14 protein-coding genes are annotated in these 16,879 nt (G+C 64.8%); 5 read left to right on the top strand and 9 right to left on the bottom strand.

Translation table 11 applies throughout. From position 1 onward, the window contains the following. The first annotated feature begins 165 nt into the window (after window positions 1–165). The 3 genes from dxs to ACZ1JC_RS00470 all read left to right on the top strand — a co-directional run bounded on the left by dxs (window position 166) and on the right by ACZ1JC_RS00470 (window position 5,172). Complete coding sequence (gene dxs / locus ACZ1JC_RS00480) at window positions 166–2,094, top strand: 1-deoxy-D-xylulose-5-phosphate synthase (protein WP_465139865.1); 1,929 nt, start codon at window positions 166–168, stop codon at window positions 2,092–2,094. 61 nt (window positions 2,095–2,155) lie between these two features. Then, the gene (locus tag ACZ1JC_RS00475; protein WP_465139866.1) at window positions 2,156–2,578 is read left to right on the top strand and encodes a DUF2141 domain-containing protein; all 423 of its coding nucleotides are present in this window, start codon (window positions 2,156–2,158) and stop codon (window positions 2,576–2,578) included. Beyond that, a complete protein-coding gene (locus ACZ1JC_RS00470) occupies window positions 2,575–5,172 on the top strand; it encodes an MMPL family transporter (protein ID WP_465139867.1) in 2,598 nt (865 codons plus the stop codon). Before ACZ1JC_RS00475 ends, ACZ1JC_RS00470 begins: the two co-directional genes overlap by 4 nt. Here the strand turns inward: ACZ1JC_RS00470 and ACZ1JC_RS00465 are convergent. Both ACZ1JC_RS00465 and ACZ1JC_RS00460 read right to left on the bottom strand, forming a co-directional pair. Beyond that, entirely contained in the window at window positions 5,169–6,188 is a 1,020-nt protein-coding gene (locus tag ACZ1JC_RS00465) for an MlaA family lipoprotein (RefSeq protein WP_465139868.1), read from the bottom strand. The genes ACZ1JC_RS00470 and ACZ1JC_RS00465 overlap by 4 nt on opposite strands. Beyond that, window positions 6,185–6,784: an ABC transporter substrate-binding protein gene (locus ACZ1JC_RS00460; protein WP_465139869.1), complete on the bottom strand. Its 600-nt coding sequence runs from the start codon at window positions 6,782–6,784 to the stop codon at window positions 6,185–6,187. Before ACZ1JC_RS00460 ends, ACZ1JC_RS00465 begins: the two co-directional genes overlap by 4 nt. Before the next feature lie 231 nt (window positions 6,785–7,015). On the opposite strand from ACZ1JC_RS00460, the gene ispH reads away from it, so the two are divergent. Together ispH and hpnH are read left to right on the top strand one after the other, a co-directional pair. Then, on the top strand, window positions 7,016–7,969 hold the full coding sequence (gene ispH / locus ACZ1JC_RS00455) for a 4-hydroxy-3-methylbut-2-enyl diphosphate reductase (RefSeq protein WP_465139870.1): 954 nt from the start codon (window positions 7,016–7,018) through the stop codon (window positions 7,967–7,969). Between the two features lie 10 nt (window positions 7,970–7,979). Further along, window positions 7,980–9,125, top strand: coding sequence for an adenosyl-hopene transferase HpnH (gene hpnH, locus ACZ1JC_RS00450; RefSeq protein WP_465139871.1), 1,146 nt, complete (start codon window positions 7,980–7,982; stop codon window positions 9,123–9,125). A gap of 5 nt (window positions 9,126–9,130) precedes the next feature. Here the strand turns inward: hpnH and ACZ1JC_RS00445 are convergent, their stop codons facing one another. Genes ACZ1JC_RS00445 through hpnA form a run of 7 tightly spaced genes read right to left on the bottom strand, consistent with a single transcriptional unit; the run spans window position 9,131 to window position 16,771 of the window. Further along, window positions 9,131–9,787 (bottom strand): phosphorylase family protein, encoded by a 657-nt coding sequence (locus ACZ1JC_RS00445; RefSeq protein WP_465139872.1) that lies wholly within the window; start codon window positions 9,785–9,787, stop codon window positions 9,131–9,133. Beyond that, complete coding sequence (gene shc, locus ACZ1JC_RS00440) at window positions 9,784–11,727, bottom strand: squalene--hopene cyclase (protein ID WP_465139873.1); 1,944 nt, start codon at window positions 11,725–11,727, stop codon at window positions 9,784–9,786. The genes ACZ1JC_RS00445 and shc overlap by 4 nt, the downstream gene beginning before the upstream one ends. Next, window positions 11,724–12,998, bottom strand: coding sequence for a hydroxysqualene dehydroxylase HpnE (hpnE, locus tag ACZ1JC_RS00435; protein ID WP_465139874.1), 1,275 nt, complete (start codon window positions 12,996–12,998; stop codon window positions 11,724–11,726). The genes shc and hpnE overlap by 4 nt, the downstream gene beginning before the upstream one ends. Beyond that, a complete protein-coding gene (gene hpnD, locus ACZ1JC_RS00430) occupies window positions 12,995–13,822 on the bottom strand; it encodes a presqualene diphosphate synthase HpnD (RefSeq protein ID WP_465139875.1) in 828 nt (275 codons plus the stop codon). Before hpnD ends, hpnE begins: the two co-directional genes overlap by 4 nt. Then, window positions 13,819–14,640, bottom strand: coding sequence for a squalene synthase HpnC (gene hpnC, locus ACZ1JC_RS00425; protein ID WP_465139876.1), 822 nt, complete (start codon window positions 14,638–14,640; stop codon window positions 13,819–13,821). The genes hpnD and hpnC overlap by 4 nt, the downstream gene beginning before the upstream one ends. After that, window positions 14,640–15,770: a glycosyltransferase gene (locus ACZ1JC_RS00420; RefSeq protein WP_465139877.1), complete on the bottom strand. Its 1,131-nt coding sequence runs from the start codon at window positions 15,768–15,770 to the stop codon at window positions 14,640–14,642. Before ACZ1JC_RS00420 ends, hpnC begins: the two co-directional genes overlap by 1 nt. Next, entirely contained in the window at window positions 15,767–16,771 is a 1,005-nt protein-coding gene (hpnA, locus tag ACZ1JC_RS00415; RefSeq protein WP_465139878.1) for a hopanoid-associated sugar epimerase, read from the bottom strand. The genes ACZ1JC_RS00420 and hpnA overlap by 4 nt, the downstream gene beginning before the upstream one ends. Window positions 16,772–16,879 lie beyond the last annotated feature (108 nt).

Below are 16,879 nucleotides of genomic sequence, written 5' to 3'. Positions count from 1 at the left end.
GCCGCCTCCCATCACGATGCCATGGTCCCGTAGCCCCCGAACCGGGAATGCGACGGGATCATGGCATTGAACGGCATGATTTATATGGCATCCGGCACCCAGTTGATTTAACCCATGGGCCAATCGTGCGCTGTGCAGCCTGAAATATACAGGGAGCCCAAGCTTATGATGCCCAAGCGGAACCTTCTTGATCAGGTTGTCTGGCCTTCGGATTTGCGCGCGTTGCGGCCGGATCAACTGCCGCAACTGGCTGACGAACTTCGGCAGGAAGTGATTTCTACGGTCGGAGTGACCGGGGGACATCTGGGATCGGGCCTCGGCGTGGTGGAACTGACCACCGCCATTCACTACGTATTCAATACGCCGGACGACAAGCTGGTGTGGGACGTCGGGCATCAATGCTATCCCCACAAGATCCTGACCGGGCGGCGCGATCGCATCCGCACCTTGCGCCAGGGCGGCGGCCTCAGCGGGTTCACCAAGCGGGACGAGAGTCCCTACGACCCCTTCGGCGCGGCCCATAGCTCCACCTCGATCAGCGCCGCGCTGGGGTTCGCCGTCGCCAGAAAGCTGAGCGGTCAGCCGGGCAAGGCCATCGCCGTCATCGGCGACGGATCGATGTCCGCCGGCATGGCCTACGAAGCGATGAACAACGCGCGGGAGGCGGGCAATCGGCTGATCGTCATCCTCAACGACAACGACATGTCGATCGCGCCGCCCGTCGGCGGGCTGTCCGGCTATCTGGCGCGGCTGGTGTCCAGCCGCGAATTCCTTGGCCTGCGGGATATCGCCAAGCGGCTGGCCCGCAAGCTGCCCCGCCCGCTGATGATCGCCGCGCGCAAGACCGATTCCTACGCGCGGGGCATGGCGATGGGCGGAACCCTGTTCGACGAATTGGGCTTCTATTACGTGGGCCCGATCGACGGGCATGACCTCGACCAGTTGATCCCGATCCTTGAAAACGTCCGCGACGCGGCGGAAGGCCCCTGCCTCGTCCACGTCGTGACGAAGAAGGGCAAGGGCTACGCCCCGGCCGAAGCCGCAGCCGACAAGTACCACGGGGTGCAGAAGTTCGACGTCATCACCGGCGCGCAGGCCAAGGCACCGGCCGGGCCGCCCAGCTATACCGGTGTCTTCGCGCAGGCCCTGATCGCCGAAGCCCAGCGCGACGGGACTGTCTGCGCGATTACCGCCGCCATGCCGGCCGGCACCGGATTGGACAAGTTCGCCAAGGCCTTCCCCGATCGCACGTTCGACGTCGGCATCGCCGAGCAGCATGCGGTGACGTTCGCGGCGGGTCTGGCCGCGCAGGGCATGCGCCCGTTCTGCGCGATCTATTCCACCTTCCTGCAGCGCGCCTACGACCAGGTGGTGCACGACGTGGCGCTCCAGAAGCTGCCGGTGCGCTTCGCCATAGACCGTGCCGGTCTGGTCGGCGCCGATGGGTCGACCCATGCGGGCAGCTTCGATGTCACCTATCTTGCCACCCTGCCCAATATGGTCGTCATGGCGGCGGCCGACGAGGCGGAGCTGGTGCACATGGTGCATACCGCCGCGCTGCACGATACGGGGCCGATCGCCTTCCGCTATCCGCGTGGGAACGGCACTGGCGTTCCCCTGCCGGAAACGGCGGAGCGGCTGGAGATCGGCAAGGGCCGCGTGATGCGCGAAGGGCGCCATGTCGCCATCCTGTCGCTGGGGACCAGACTGGAAGAGGCGCTGAAAGCGGCCGAAACGCTGGACGCGAAGGGCCTTTCCACCACCGTGGCCGACCTGCGCTTCGCCAAGCCGCTGGACGAAGCGCTGATCCGCAAGCTGCTGCTGACGCACGACGTGGCCGTGACGGTCGAGGAAGGCGCGATTGGCGGTCTGGGCGGCCATGTGCTGACCTTGGCCAGCGATCTGGGACTGGTCGATGCCGGACTGAGGATCCGCACCATGCGGCTGCCGGATGTGTTTCAGGGGCAGGACAAGCCCGAAAAGCAATATGCCGAAGCCCGGTTGGACGCGGCCGCGATCGTGGAAACGGTGCTCGCAGCCTTGGGGCATGAAATCCCCGGCTATGGACGGACGCGTGGCTCCGTCAATCCGTAAGCCGCCCTCACTTTTGATGCTCCGGCCAGCAGTGCCCCGAACGGCATTGCTTCTTTGCCTGATGCCCGGATTGCTGGCGGCCTCGGCGCCGGCCGGGGCTGTACTGACCATCGATGTCGGCAATGTCCGCGTCTCCAATGGGCGCGTCCATGTCGATATCTGTCCGGAGAGCCGCTTCCTGAAGGACGATTGCCCCTATTCGGCCGAAGCACCGGCACAGGCCGGCGTTACGCGGGTCATCGCCCGTTCCGTTCCGGCCGGGCGCTATGCCGTGCAGGCGTTTCTGGACGAGAACGGCAATGGCAAAGTGGACCGCGCTCTGCTGGGCATTCCCAAGGAAGGCGTCGGCTTCTCAAACGACGCGAAGATCACGCTCGGCCCGCCCAAATTCGCCGATGCGGCCTTCACCTATGACGGCGGCGCGCAAACGATCCGCTTCAGCCTGCGCTATTTCATGGGCGCCAGGGGCCCCGGCGGGCATTGAGGCACCTTTCGCCATCCGCGCTCGTCTTCGCAAGCATCCGCACACCGTGGGTGACGCTGCTGCTGGGCCTGATCCTCACCGGACTGGCACTGTTCATCGTGACCGATCGCATCGCGATGACCACCGACACGGCGGCGCTGATCTCTCCCAAGGTCGATTGGCGGCAGCAGGAACAGCGGATGGAAACCGCGTTTCCGCAATTGCGCGACAACATGCTCATCATCCTCGATGGCGAAACGCCGGAACTGGCGGAAGACGCAGCCGCCCGGCTTTCCGCCAGCCTGAGCGGCGACAAGGCGCATTTCCGTCTGGTCACGCGGCCTGACGGGGGCGATTTCTTCGCCCGCGAAGGCCTGCTGTTCGGATCGGTGGAAGACGTGCGCAGTGCCACCCAGTCGATGATCGACGCGCAGCCGATGCTCGGGCCCCTCGCCGCGGACCCAAGCCTGCGCGGCGTTACGGTTTCGCTTTCCACCATGCTGGACGGCGTTGCCTCCGGAGAAATCCCCCTCAGCCGGATCGACAGACCGCTTCACGCTCTCAGCACCGCAATCGACGGTTCGCTCGATGGCAGGAACCCTCACTTTTCATGGCAAAGACTGTTCGCCGGCGAAGGCAAGGGATTGAGCCCGCCGACCCGGCGCCTGATCCTGACCCAGCCGGTGCTCGATCACGGAGCCTTGATGCCCGGCGAGGCGGCAAGCGCTGCCGTGACCAAGGCCGCCAAAGCGCTTGCCCTCGATCAGGCGCATGGCTTGCGCATCAGCCTTACCGGTGAAGTTCCTCTGGCCGACGAAGAGTTTGCGACGCTTCAGGAAAATATCGGTCTGGTCGCAATCGTCATGATGGCGGCGATGTTGCTCACCCTCTGGCTCGCGACCCGGTCGGTGCGTCTGGTCGCGGCGATCATGATCACCATCCTGTCCGGCCTGATCGTCACCAGCGCCGTCGGCCTGCTGGCGATCGGACGGTTCAACCTGATCTCAGTCGCTTTCATTCCCCTTTTCGTCGGCCTGGGTGTCGATTTCGGCATCCAGATCTGCGTGCGCTTCAATGCCGAGAGGGTTGCCGGCGCCGCTCCGGACGCGGCCTTGCGGCAGGCCGCCGTGGCACTGGGCGCACCGCTGCTGCTGGCGGCGGGGGCCATCTTCCTGGGCTTCGGCGCGTTCCTGCCCACTGCTTACGTCGGCATTGCCGAACTGGGCGTGATCGCCGGCCTTGGCATGATCGTGGCCCTGCTGTTCAGCCTGACGGTGCTGCCCGCGCTGATCCTGCTGCTGCGCCCCGGCACGCCCCGCGGTGACGTGGGCTTCAAGGCGCTTGCCCCGGTCGATCGCTTGCTGGAGCGCAAGCGCAGCGCGGTATTGTGGGCTTTCGGCCTGGCCATGGCCGCCGGCATCGCTCTGCTGCCCTGGGCCGTATTCGACTTCAATCCGCTGGACCTGCGCGATCCCGATGCCCCCGCGATGCGCGCCTTGAAGGATCTGACCCGCGATCCCGATCGAACCCCCAACGTGATCGACGTGCTGGCAGCCAATCCGGCCGAGGGCCAACAGTTGGCCCAGCGCCTGTCGCGCCTGCCCGAAGTCGCGCAAGTCGTCTCGCTGGACAGCTTCGTGCCGGAACAACAGGATGCCAAGCTGGCACTGATCCAGGATGCATCGCTGCTGCTGGACCTGACGATCAATCCCTTCGATACCGCCCCACCGCCAAGCGATGCCGACTTGCGCAATGCCATCGGCGGTATGGAGACAAAGCTGCGCGAAGCCGCCGCCGCGCATCCCGGCGCCGATGGAAACGAGGCCCGCCGGATTGCAGCGTCCTTTCACCGGCTGGGCGTGGCATCGGCAAGCGAGCGCGCGGAGGTCAACACCATGCTTTCGCAACCGCTGGGCGTGATGCTCGATCAGATCAGACTGGCATTGCAGGCCGCACCCGTGACCCGCGAAACGCTTCCGCCGGATCTGGTCCGCGACTGGGTGGCGCCGAACGGGCTGGTCCGCCTGCAGGTGTTCCCCAGCGGGAATGCCAACGACAATGCGGTGATCCGCCAGCTCCGCAACGCCGTTGCGCAAGTCACGCCCGCGATTTCCGGCCTGCCGGTGGCGACCCAAGCCGCGGCGGGCACGGTCGCCGGCGCTTTCATTCAGGCGGGCATATTGGCCTTCCTGCTGGTCAGCGTGCTGCTGTTCCTGGTGCTGCGCGATGTGACGGAAGTGGCCTTCACCCTTGCCCCGGTGATCCTGTCCATCTTCCTGACGCTCGGCAGTTGCGTGCTGATCGGACAGCCCATCAACTTTGCGAATATCATTGCCTTCCCCCTGCTCTTCGGAGTGGGCGTGGCGTTTCACATCTATTTCGTCATGGCCTGGCGCAGCGGCGCGACCGGATTGTTGCAATCCAGCCTGGCCCGCGCGGTCATGTTCAGCGCATTCGCTACCGGAACGGCATTCGGAAGCTTGTGGCTATCCCGTCACCCGGGGACCGCCAGCATGGGGAAAATCCTGATGATTTCGCTGATCTGGACGCTGATCTGCGCATTGATCTTCGAGCCGGCTCTGCTGGGCCCTCCGCGCAAGCAGTCTGACCGCTAGTTCCCTGCAGGATCCTTCATCGGATCCCGCAACTCCGGCGCCTCGGATTGCTGGGCGGGCGCAGCCTGGCCCGCCGGATCGTTCAGCGGATCGCCCAGTTTCGATGGAGTATCACCCTTGTTCACCCGGTGATGCCCCCGGGTTTCCTCGATCTCTGCGGCGCGATTCTGCAGGTAGACCGACCGCAATGTCGCGTAAGGATCTATCGCATCGGCAAACAAGGTGCGCAGTTCCACATCCGCCTCGGCCCGCAGGTTGAAACCGTTCACCGCTCCCGTTGACAGCTGGTACTGCCAGGCCGTGAAGGGGCGGCCGACCGCTAGCGGCAGCAGGGCTTCATCGGCGGGCATGCTCACTGCATCGCGAAGCGTCGTCGGGCCGATGAACGGAATAAACAGGTAAGGACCGGATTTCACACCGTAAATCGCCAATGTCGTGCCGAACCCATTGGGCCGATGCGGCAAGTTGAAGTCCTTGTGTTTCGCTACGTCGATCACCCCGGCAAGGCCGAGCGTGGAATTGATCGTGAAACGCGCGAAAGTCTCTGCCGCCTTGCCCGGTTTCGCCTGCAACAGGAAGTTCACGAAAACGAAGGGTTCGGTCAGGTTGCTCAGAAAATTGCGAATGCCGGAACGGACCGGCTTCGGCACGATATGTTGGTAGCCCATGGCCACCGGGCGGTACAAAGCCTTGTCCAGCGCCTGATGGATGCCGAACATCGTGCGGTTGAAGCCTTCCAGCGGGTCTTTTTCCGCCTTGATGGCATCGGCTTCGATATCGTCGGCCGGCACGGCCGCAGCTGCGTCCGTGGTATCGTCAGAGGCAGGCCCCGTCTGGCCCTGCATGTCGATAATGACCACGGGCGGCGGCAGATCGATCTGCACCGGCCCGCCCGAATCACTCGCGAGCGGGGTAGCAAGGGCAAGTCGCCCCACCTGAACCGCGGTCTCATTTGGCGCGGGAAGATCGGCCGGCGACGCAAACAGCACTGCCGGCACGATCAGCGGGGTGATCAAAATTTCTCGCCCTTGGCTGCAATGGCATCCATGTGCGCGACCAGCGAAGCCGCCCCGCCCTTTTGCAATACCGAGGCGAAATCGGATCGCCGCGTGGCGATCTGGCTGATCGAATTGCGGTAGAAGACGTCGATGATCTTCCAGTCGCTGCCGTTTTGCCGCAGGCGATAGCTTATGGCGACAGGCGCCTGCTTGGGCACATTCAGCGTCGTGCGCACCAACCTGTCGCCGCCGCGCTGCTGAACTTGCGGATCCATGGTGAAACTTTCGCCGGACCAGGTATCAAAATTGCGGGCGTATTGAGAGATCGTCATACGGCGAAAACTGCGAACAAGCGCATCCTGATCGGCCGCCGCCAGACTTGTCCAGGTGGGACCGACGGCCAGACGGGTCATCAACGGCAGATCGAATGCCCGGTCCAACACCGGCGATAGCGCCGCCGTTCGCGCCTGCGGCGCGGCGCCGCTCTTCATCACCTTGATAAGATTGTCATTAAGTTGCTGCACTGTCGCGCGTGCCGGATCTACAGTCTGGGCCGCGGCGACAACCGGCGTCAGCGAGAAAAGCAGGCTCAGCGTTACAATCGGATGGCGCATTCAAGAACTCCGTCACTGGCGGATCGCGATCCCTCTGCGCCGACGGTGGTGCACCATCACCTGTCGCGATGGCAAGGACGAGCTGCACCCTCCTGCGACTTCCTTAGATTTATTCCGGTGTTACCGTCTCTTCGCTTTCCTCGATGCCACTAAACAAGTATCAGAGGGGCGATGCCATTCCCATGAGGGGAGATATCGGTGGTAACTCCGAATTCCGACCCAGGCGAACCGTTGCAGATTGTACTCGCCAACCCGCGCGGTTTTTGCGCTGGTGTTACTCGAGCTATTGAAATTGTCGAACGTGCGCTCGAACAGTTCGGCGCACCCGTCTACGTTCGGCATGAAATCGTCCACAACAAGCATGTTGTCGACCAGCTGCGTGGAAAAGGCGCGGTCTTCGTTGACGAACTTTCCGAAATCCCCCCCGGCGCGATGACCATATTCAGCGCGCACGGTGTCGCCCGCTCCGTGGAGGAGGAGGCGCGCGAACGCAGCCTGCCCACGATCGACGCCACATGCCCGCTGGTCACCAAGGTCCACTTCCAGGGCCGTCATTATGTGAAAGCGGGGCGCGCGGTGGTGCTGATCGGCCATCCCGGCCATGCCGAGGTCATCGGCACGATCGGCCAGATCGATGCGCCGATCCATCTGGTCTCGACATCCGAAGACGTCATGGCGCTGCCGTTCGATATCGATACGGCCATCGCCTATATCACCCAGACCACGCTCAGCATCGACGACACCCGCAGCGTGATCGCCGCGCTGCACGAACGTTTCAGCAACGTCGTCGGCCCCGAGGTCAACGACATCTGCTACGCCACGCAGAACCGCCAGACTGCCGTGCGCGAACTGGCGTCGGTAAGCGATCTGGTTCTGGTAGTGGGCGCCCACAACAGTTCCAATTCCATGCGACTGTGTGAAATCGGCACGGAAATGGGTGTCGAAAGCCATCTGATCGACGATGGCAGCGCGATCGATCCGCAATGGTTGGACAACGTACGCACGGTAGGCATCACCGCCGGCGCATCCGCACCCGACGAACTGGTGGACAGCGTGATCGCCGCGCTCAAGAAACTGCGCCCGGCAACGGTCTCCGAACTCGACGGAGTGAAGGAAACCATCCAGTTCCGCCTGCCGGCCGCCCTGCGCCGCGCCGCCGCCACGCAGGTGCGCGCCGCCGAATAGGAAGCATCCGATGACCCTGCCCCTGTCTCAGATTGCGCGGATCGGCGCCTATACTCTCAGCCGGCATATCAAGGGCGGGAAATATCCGCTGGTGCTGATGCTGGAACCCCTGTTCCGTTGCAATCTGGCCTGTCCGGGCTGCGGCAAGATCGATTATCCCGATTCGATCCTCAATCAACGCCTCAGCTACGACCAGTGCATGGCCGCGATCGAGGAATGCGGCGCCCCCGCCGTCTCCATCGCCGGGGGTGAGCCCCTGCTGCACAGGGACATGCCACGCATCGTGCAGGGCTTCATCGAGCGCAAGAAGCTGGTGATCCTCTGCACCAATGCCCTTCTGCTGAAAAAGAAAATCGGCGACTACCAGCCCTCTCCCTTCTTCACATGGTCCATCCATCTCGATGGCGACCGGGGGATGCATGACGAGGCCGTGGATCAGGACGGCACCTTCGACGTGGCGGTGGAAGCCATTCATCTCGCCAAATCCAAAGGCTTTCGCGTGCAGGTGAACTGCACCGTGTTCGACGGCGCGGATCCGGCGCGGCTAGCGGCCTTTTTCGATCAGATGGAAACGCTGGGCGTGGAAATCACGGTTTCGCCCGGCTATGCCTACGAACGCGCGGCGGACCAGGAGCATTTCCTCAATCGCGAACGCACGAAGCAGTTCTTCCGCGACGTGTTCAAGCGCGGCAAGGGCGGCAAGGCGTGGACCTTCACAAACTCACCGCTGTTCCTGGATTTTCTGGCGGGCAACCAGACTTACGAATGCACGCCCTGGTCGATGCCGCTGCGCACGGTCTTCGGCTGGCAAAAGCCGTGCTACCTGCTCGGCGAAGGGTATGTCGACACTTTCGCCGAACTGATGGAAGGCACCGACTGGGATCAGTACGGCGTCGGCAAGTACGAGAAATGCGCCAATTGCATGACCCATTGCGGCTTCGAAGGCACAGCCGCAACGGACGCGATCCGTCATCCGCTCAAGATGTTTGCCGTGGGGCGCAAGGGCGTTCGCACCGAAGGGCCAATGGCGCCCGACGTCGATCTCTCGCACCAGCGGCCTGCGGAAGACGTCTACTCATCCCACGTCGAGCGCGAACTCGCGAAAATCCAGGCCGCCGATCCCTCCGCCGCCAAACATGTCGCCAGGCGGGGCTGAAGCGGTCAGGAAGCCAGATCGGTCGGATCCAGCCGATCCAACCCGGCATCGACCAGCCGGCCATACCCCTGCGACAGTGCGTGCAGCGCTTGGCTTGCCTGCCGTCCGGTATGGACGAGCGCCGGCAATTGACCGGGCCGTAACGCCAGCGAGCGCAATACAGCCCCCAGGGCAAGCCCGCCATCGGGCCTCATCCCCACCAGGGCCGCAGGCGGCAAATCGTCGGCGACGCAATCGGCAATGGCGCGGATCGCCGCGAAAGGCAGTTGCTTTCGTTCGGCCACGCGCCGGGCGACATGGCTTTCCATGTCCGCAGCAAGGGCGCCGCTGTGCGCGGCCAGATCCCGCTTTTCGGCCGCCGTCGCCACGATAGTGTCGCTCCCGACGATTTTTCCTGAAATCGCTTGCGGCAAGTGCTTCAGCAGATAGGCGACAAGCATCGCATCGCCATCGACGACAAGATCGCCGCATCGCAGTTCAGGCGCGAGGCCGCCGGCAATTCCGCACGACAGGACGATGCCCGGCCGCGTCCCGGCCAGAGCTTCGAGCGCCCGCTCCAGCCGCGCGGCATCGCCGCCGCCTGCGACGACGAAGATGTTGCCACCCGGTCGGTGAAGCAGTTGCGCCTCGCGCTTCAACCCGCAGGCGACCAGCAGGGTCACATGCCAACCGTGACGTGACGCGCATTGGAGCGCTTGAGGTTGCGGTAGCGCGCCATGGCCCAGAGCGGAAAGTACTTCGGATAACCGTGGTAGCGCAGGTAAAACACCCGCGGAAAACCGCCGCCGGTATAGTGCTCCTGCCCCCATAGCCCGTCCGGCTCTTGATGCTCCACCAGCCAGGCGGCACCGCGTTCCACCGCTTCGCAGTCCACTTCCCCCGCCGCCATCAACCCCAGCATCGCCCAGGCCGTCTGCGATGCGGTGGACGGCGCCGGAGCGTGCCCCTTGCGATCCAGAGCATAACTGTCGCAATCCTCGCCCCAGCCGCCATCCTCGTTCTGGATCGCCTTGAGCCAGGCCACCGCGCGGGCCACCGCAGGATCCGCGGCATCCACTCCCGCCGCGTTGAAGGCGCAGAGCACGGACCAGGTGCCGTAGATATAGTTCACCCCCCAGCGGCCGAACCAGCTTCCCTCCGGCTCCTGTTCCCGGCGCAAGTAGTCGATAGCGGCGCCCATGCGGGGGCTGTCCAGCCCTTCGCCGAGCTGCGCCAGCATGGATACGCACCGCGCCGTGACATCGGCCGTAGGCGGATCGAGCAATGCGCCATGATCGGCGAATGGCAGGTTGTTGAGGTAGTCGTAAGTATTGTCGGCATCGAATGCCCCCCAGCCGCCGTTTTTCGACTGAAGGCCCACGGTCCACTCCACGCCCCTTTCGATCGGGGCGCGATCCGTCACTTGCGCGCGGTCCATCGCCATGACTACCACGGCCGTGTCGTCCAGATCGGGGTAATGATCGTTGTTGTACTGGAACGCCCAGCCGCCGGGGCGGACTCCTGGGCGTTCCTCTGCCCAGTCGCCCGCCACGTCCAGGATCTGGCGCGGCTTCAGCCAATCCAGCGCCGCTTCGGCGCGTGCCGAATTCGCCGCGCCGCCCGCCTCCATCATCGCGTGGCTGGCAAGCGCCGTGTCCCACACTGGCGAGACGCAGGGCTGGCAATAAGCCTCTTCCTCCTGAATCACGAGCAGGTTTTCGACCGACTGGCGGGCGATGGCGCGATGCGGGTGGTCCTCCGGATAGCCGAGTAGGTCGAACATCATCACGCTGTTCGCCATGGCCGGATAGATGGCGCCCAGGCCGTCCGCTCCGTTCAGCCGCTCCGTCACCCACGCGACGCAGGTGTCGATGCTGCGCTGGCGCAGCCTTGCCGGCCAAAGCCCTTGCCCCAGCTTCAGCAGCCGATCGAGCATGTTGAAACCCAGCGTCCAAAGCCACTTGGGATCGGCGGCTTGGGTCCGGCGCCGGGCGCTGCGTCCTGTATAGAGTTCGGCAACCTTGATGCCCTTCGGATTGCGGGCCAGCGGCTTGCGCGCGCAGAGCACCAGCAAGGGAACCACCACGGTCCGCGCCCAGTAGGACATCTTGGACAAATGGATGGGAAACCAGCGGGGCAGCAGGATTACCTCGGGCGGCAAATCGGGCACCGCCGACCATGGGCCGGCACCGAACAGGGCAAGCTGGATGCGGGTGAATACATTCGCGGCCTCCGCCCCGCCGGCATCCAATATGGCTTCGCGCGCGCGCAACATGTGCGGCGCATCGACGGGATCGCCGATCATCTTCAGCGCGTAATAGGCCTTTATGCTGGCGCTGACATCGAAGGCCCCGGCATGGAACAGCCCCCAGCCCTGATGGTCGGCGGACTGAATTCGGCGCAGATACCGGCCGATCTTGGCTTCCAGTTCGCCGTCCACCGGCTCGCCCAGATAGTGCCGCAGCAGCACATATTCCGCCGGGATGGTGCAATCGGCCTCCAGTTCGAACACCCAGTGCCCATCCGGTCGTTGCGCTTCGGCCAGAGCGGCTGCGGCCCGATCGACGACCGTTTCGATGTCCGTCATCGCAGGCGTGGAGGCAGCGCGCCTGGCCATCGTCATGCCTTGCCCCGTCCCGCAGGCCCACACCGCCCCACGGCTAGCCTAGCGGCCGTTTCTCCGGACCGGATGGCGCCCTCTATGGTCGCAGGCAGGCCGGTCTGCGTCCAATCGCCTGCCAGAAACAAGTTGCGAAGAGGGGTTTCAGCGCCCGGCCGCCGGGCATCTTGCGCTGGCGTAGCGGCAAAGGTCGCCCGCTTTTCCTTCACGATCTGCCACGGCGGAAGCGCTGCGGAAAAGCCATAGGCCTGCTGGATCTCTTCCCAGAACCGAACGGCCAGGGTCTCCCGATCCGTCTCCACAAGGGCATCGGCCGCTGAAACGGTGACGGAAATGCGGTCGGGAAAAGCGAACAGCCATTGCGCCGTTCCGCCCAGAACACCCATCATCGCAGGAGCGCCCACCGGCGGTGCTGCCGCGAAATGGGCGTTGACGATCGCATGAAAAGCATTGGGAACCGTCAGCTCCGGCAGCAAGGCGCCCGCAACGGTGGGCGGAACGGCGAGTATGACGATGTCGTCCGCATTCAGTGCTTCCGGTCCCTGGCCCCAATCCAGCGAGCGGACCCGCCCTCCCTCGATGCCCAAACCTCTCAGCCGGCGCCCCAGCGTCATCGACGCGCCCTGCGCGGCCAGCCAGCCCAGCGCCGGTTCGATGAAGGCCGCCGCCAGACTGGGATGCGCGATGCGCGGCAAACTCGCCCTTCCGCCGCGCAAAAGCGACTCCCGTATGACTGCTGCCGTCAGGCTGGCCGATCCTTGTTCGGCCGGCGTATTGAGGATGGCGAGCAGAACGGGATCGATCAGCCGCGACCACAAGGTTCCATCGGGGGCGATGCGGTCGGCCACGGTTTCTTTCGGCTTGCCGTAGATCAGTCTGCCCAGCGCAAAGTAGTCCGTGAGCGCCGTGCCCGGCACGCGGCGATGGCGGCTGAGCACCCACCAGGGCAAACCACCGTCGTTGATGCGTACTACCCATCGCTCACCGTTGTTGAGATCGACAAAGGGAAAATCGGCGTGATCCGGCCCGGCAAGAGGTTCCCGCGCGCCGATCGTGTCGCGAAAGCGACAGACGGCGTGATTGCCGGCAAGCACCAGATGGTTGCCGTTGTCGATGGTGAGGTCGATCTGCGGATCATGGTAGGAACGGCAACGTCCACCGGCCTGTGCGGCAGCTTCCATCACCTGAACGGCCATGCCTGCCTCGGTCAGACGAACCGCGGCCGACAGGCCCGCCAGCCCTGCACCGACGACGATGGCCCGGCCTGCCCTCACCCGGTCACCAACAATCGCCCCACGGTCAGGACCAGTCGCAGCTTGTTGGTGCGCACACGTTTGCGCGGCGGCGCCCAGCCCGTCCGGATCATCTGCCGCAGCAGCCGGGCATAGGCACTTTCCATCAGGCGGGGCGCTAGCAGCAGCCCGCGCGGGCGCGAAGCAAGCAGCCTGCCCGCTTCCTCGAAATGCCGCTGCGCCCGCGCGGCCAGCCAGCGCCCGGCCGGGTCCATGCCCGAATGGGCCGCCACCTGCAGCGCGGTCGCGGGGACGATCCCCGCCGCGGCAAGGGCTTCGGCGGGAATGTAGACACGGCCGATGGCGGCATCCTCGTCTATGTCGCGCAGGATATTGGTCAGTTGCAGCGCCCGGCCAAGGTGATGGGCCAGATCGAGCCCCGGCTCGCGATCCATGCCGAAGATGCGCACCGAAAGCCGGCCCACGGCAGAAGCGACACGATCGCAATAGAGATCCAGTTCCGCTTCGCCCGGCCAGCAAATGTCGCGCTCAACATCCATGGCCATGCCGTCGATCACCGCTTCGAAGTCGCGACGCTCAAGATCGAAACGATCGACGCCGGCGCGCAGGAAATTCGCCTGCCCGGCGTCTCGCCCGGCGTAAAGCGCGTCGAGATCGCAGCGCCAGCGATCGAGTTCTGCCGCCCGCGATGCGCGATCTCCCTGCTGGTCGTCGGCAATGTCGTCGACGATGCGGCAGAAGTCGTAGACCGCGAAAATGGCGCTGCGCTCCACCTTGGGCAGCACGCGCATGCCCGCGTAGAACGAACTGCGCGAGGCGCCGCCGGCGACGACGGCCTCGCTCATGCCGCCCTCCGCAGCAGAACCGGCAGCGCAGCGCCGGCGGCAAGGAACAGCGTTTCCGTCTTGCCGTGATGGACCCGCTCGCTGAGCGGATCGCGCTGTTCAAGGCGGTAGGTCAGGCTGCGGGCAAGCCGGTGGATCACAGCGACTTCCGCGGCGAGCCGCCGGTCGCGAATGCCGGCGGCAAACGCTGCGGATTGATCCAGCAGGCCGCGCGTCCGCCGCGCCAGATCGGCGATGATCGCACGCAGGGCCGGGCTACCCCGGTCGCCCTGCAAGTCAGCGATGGTCAAACCGGTATCGAGCGGAACGTAGACGCGATCGAGCATCCGATAGTCCTTCCCGCAGTCCTGAAGGTGATTGACGATCTGCAAGGCCGCACACAGCGCATCATTCGCAGGCCAAAGCGCCCGATCCTCACCATGCACGTCAAGAACGAAGCGCCCCACCGGCATCGCCGAATAGCGGCAATAGCCCATCAGGTCGTCCCAATCGGTATAACGCGTTACGGTGACGTCGCGGACGAAGGCGTCCAGCAGGTCATGCGCGTGGATCGGATCGATCCGCCGTGCCGCCATCGCATCGCGCAGCGCCATGGCTTCTTCCGTGCCCTCTCCATCCAGACCGCTGCCCATCCGCGCCAGCAGGGCGAACTTTTGCTCCGCCGTGGCGGCGGGATTATCCGCGATATCGTCCGCCGCGCGCGCAAAGCGATAGAATGCCATGATCGGCGGGCGGCAGTCCGGCCGGATCAGCAGGCTGGCGACGGGAAAGTTCTCGTCCCGGTGGCCCTTGCCCGATGCCAGATCAGTCGCTTCCATCAGCTTTCGGCTCCCGCCTGGGCCCGGCCCTTCCACATGCCGCCACGCCCGCGCGCATGTTGCCATGCCGACAGCACCGTGCAGCCCGCGTAGAAGGCCGCGATGGCCGGCAATGCCAGTCCCCAGAGCGGGCTAAGCCGATAGAAACGTAGCGTGGGCTGGAAAATCGCCGCCATCGCCAACCATGCGATCAAGCCTGACAAGCGCATCACCCCGTGCCCGAACAGGGCAAGCATGGGCGGCGCACCATAGACGATCAGCATTCCCGCCAATGTCGCCATCAGAATCCACGGAGAATAGCGCAGCTGGGCATAGGCAGAGCGTGAGATCATCGCCGCGACCGACCCGAAATCGTCATAGGGCCGAATGCTCACCGATCGATCGGTGAGCCCGAGCCAGACCGGCCCCTGTTGCTTCAGCAGGCCACCCAGCGAGCAATCGTCGATCAAAGCGCCCCGGATTGCACCTATGCCGCCCGCCCGCTCCAGCGCTGCCCGCCGCGCCAGCATGCAACCGCCCGCCGCCGCACCCAGGGTTCCCCGCCGGTTCACGCGCCCGAACGGATAGAGCATCTGGAAGAAGAACACGAAGGCAGGCACGAGCATCCGCTCGGCCAGCGTTTCGCAGCGCAGCCGCGCCATCAGGCTGACCAGCGACAGGCCGTTTGCTTCGCCCCGCGCGACCAGCGTGCGCAGCGTATTGGGTGCATGGGCGATATCGGCATCGGTCAACCACAGCCATTGCGGCACGGTGCCGGCCCGTTCGATGCCCTGCTCCATGGCCCAGAGCTTGCCCGTCCATCCGTGCGGCAGGGGCTTGCCTGCCAGCACTTCGACGCGCTGAGACCCCAGCGATCGGGCAATGGCGACGGTGCCGTCGCTGCTGGAATCGTCCACCAGAACGATACGGAACCGGCCTGGATAGTCCTGCGCGATCAGGCTGCCGATGGAACGGGCGATGACATCCGCCTCGTCTCGCGCGGGCACTACCGCCGTCACGTCCGGCCATCGCGCCGGCGGAAGGGGCAGGTCGCGATCGTCTCGCTCACGCGCCATCCAGAAACCGTCGCGCCCCACGATCAGGCCCAGCCAGATGGCCAGCACGGCCAGTCCGAAGCCTTGCCCGATCACTGGATCGTTCCCCGCTGCCGGAACCAGTGAACGGCATCGCCGATCGCCTGCGGCCAGGGCCGGGCAAGATAGCCAAGCTCACGCTCCGCCTTGGCCGAGCTGAAGAACATCCGATGCCGCGCCATACGCAGCGAATCGAGTGTCAGGAACGGGTCGCTGCCACCGGATAGCCGAGTGATCCCCTCGTTGATCCAGGCAAGCGGCACAAGCGGCGCACGCGGCAGGCGGACACGCGGCGGCCGTCGGCCTGTGTGGGTGGCGATCTCACCCAGCATATCGCCCAACATCACGTCCTGCCCACCAAGGATGTAGCGCTGCCCGACCTTGCCCTTCTCCATCGCCAGAACGTGACCGGCCGCCACATCATCGACATGCGCCAGGTTGAGCCCAGAATCGACGTATGCGGGCATCCTGCCCCTGGCTGCTTCCACGATGATCCGGCCCGTCGGCGTCGGCTTCACGTCGCGCGGGCCGATCGGCGTCGATGGCTGGACGATCACGGCGGGCAGCCCCTCCTGCGCCACCATCTGCTCTACCAGCCGCTCTGCCACCACTTTGCTGCGCTTATACGCGCCCACGGCTTCGGACGGAGTGGCGGCGGCCCGCTCGTCCACCGCGCCGGTATGGGACGGCTTCAGCGTGGCGACGCTGCTGGTGTAGACGATCCGGCCCACGCCTGCTTTCAGCGCCGCCTGCATCACGCATCGGGTGCCGGACAGATTGTTGCGGACGATCTCTTCGGGATCGCGGGCCCATAGGCGATAGTCTGCCGCGACATGGAACAGCATGTCCACGCCCTGCATGGCACGGCCCATGGCGGCCGCATCGCGGAGATCGCCTTCCACCAGTTCGCCGGGAAAATCCGCCAGGTTCACAGGCGAACTGCCGGACCGAACAAGCCCGCGCAGCCTGTAGCCACGGCCGTCGAGCGCCCGGGCGACCGCCGAACCTACAAAACCCGAAACGCCGGTAATGAGGATCAATCGATTGGATTCAGGCATTTCTGACCGAACATCCGAATGGTTGCCGACAGACTGTGCTATTCCTATTCCCGTGAAAGCAACTGGCAAGTATCTTTCTTGGGTTTCACAAGTTTTCCATTCGCCGGG

The sequence above is a fragment of the Sphingomonas sp. BL-S-28 genome (genome assembly GCF_055521515.1).
The sequence above is the reverse complement of the archived record's forward strand: the minus strand, read 5'-3'. Positions and strand labels throughout refer to the sequence as shown.

Excerpts from the sequence above, each read along its gene's own strand:
- hpnC (WP_465139876.1), bottom strand. The coding sequence starts at position 14,640 with ATGGAAGCGACTGATCTGGCATCGGGCAAGGGCCACCGGGACGAGAAC.
- shc (WP_465139873.1), bottom strand. The coding sequence starts at position 11,727 with ATGACGATGGCCAGGCGCGCTGCCTCCACGCCTGCGATGACGGACATC.
- ACZ1JC_RS00460 (WP_465139869.1), bottom strand. The coding sequence starts at position 6,784 with ATGCGCCATCCGATTGTAACGCTGAGCCTGCTTTTCTCGCTGACGCCG.
- dxs (WP_465139865.1), top strand. The coding sequence starts at position 166 with ATGATGCCCAAGCGGAACCTTCTTGATCAGGTTGTCTGGCCTTCGGAT.
- hpnH (WP_465139871.1), top strand. The coding sequence starts at position 7,980 with ATGACCCTGCCCCTGTCTCAGATTGCGCGGATCGGCGCCTATACTCTC.
- hpnD (WP_465139875.1), bottom strand. The coding sequence starts at position 13,822 with ATGAGCGAGGCCGTCGTCGCCGGCGGCGCCTCGCGCAGTTCGTTCTAC.
- ACZ1JC_RS00475 (WP_465139866.1), top strand. The coding sequence starts at position 2,156 with ATGCCCGGATTGCTGGCGGCCTCGGCGCCGGCCGGGGCTGTACTGACC.
- hpnA (WP_465139878.1), bottom strand. The coding sequence starts at position 16,771 with ATGCCTGAATCCAATCGATTGATCCTCATTACCGGCGTTTCGGGTTTT.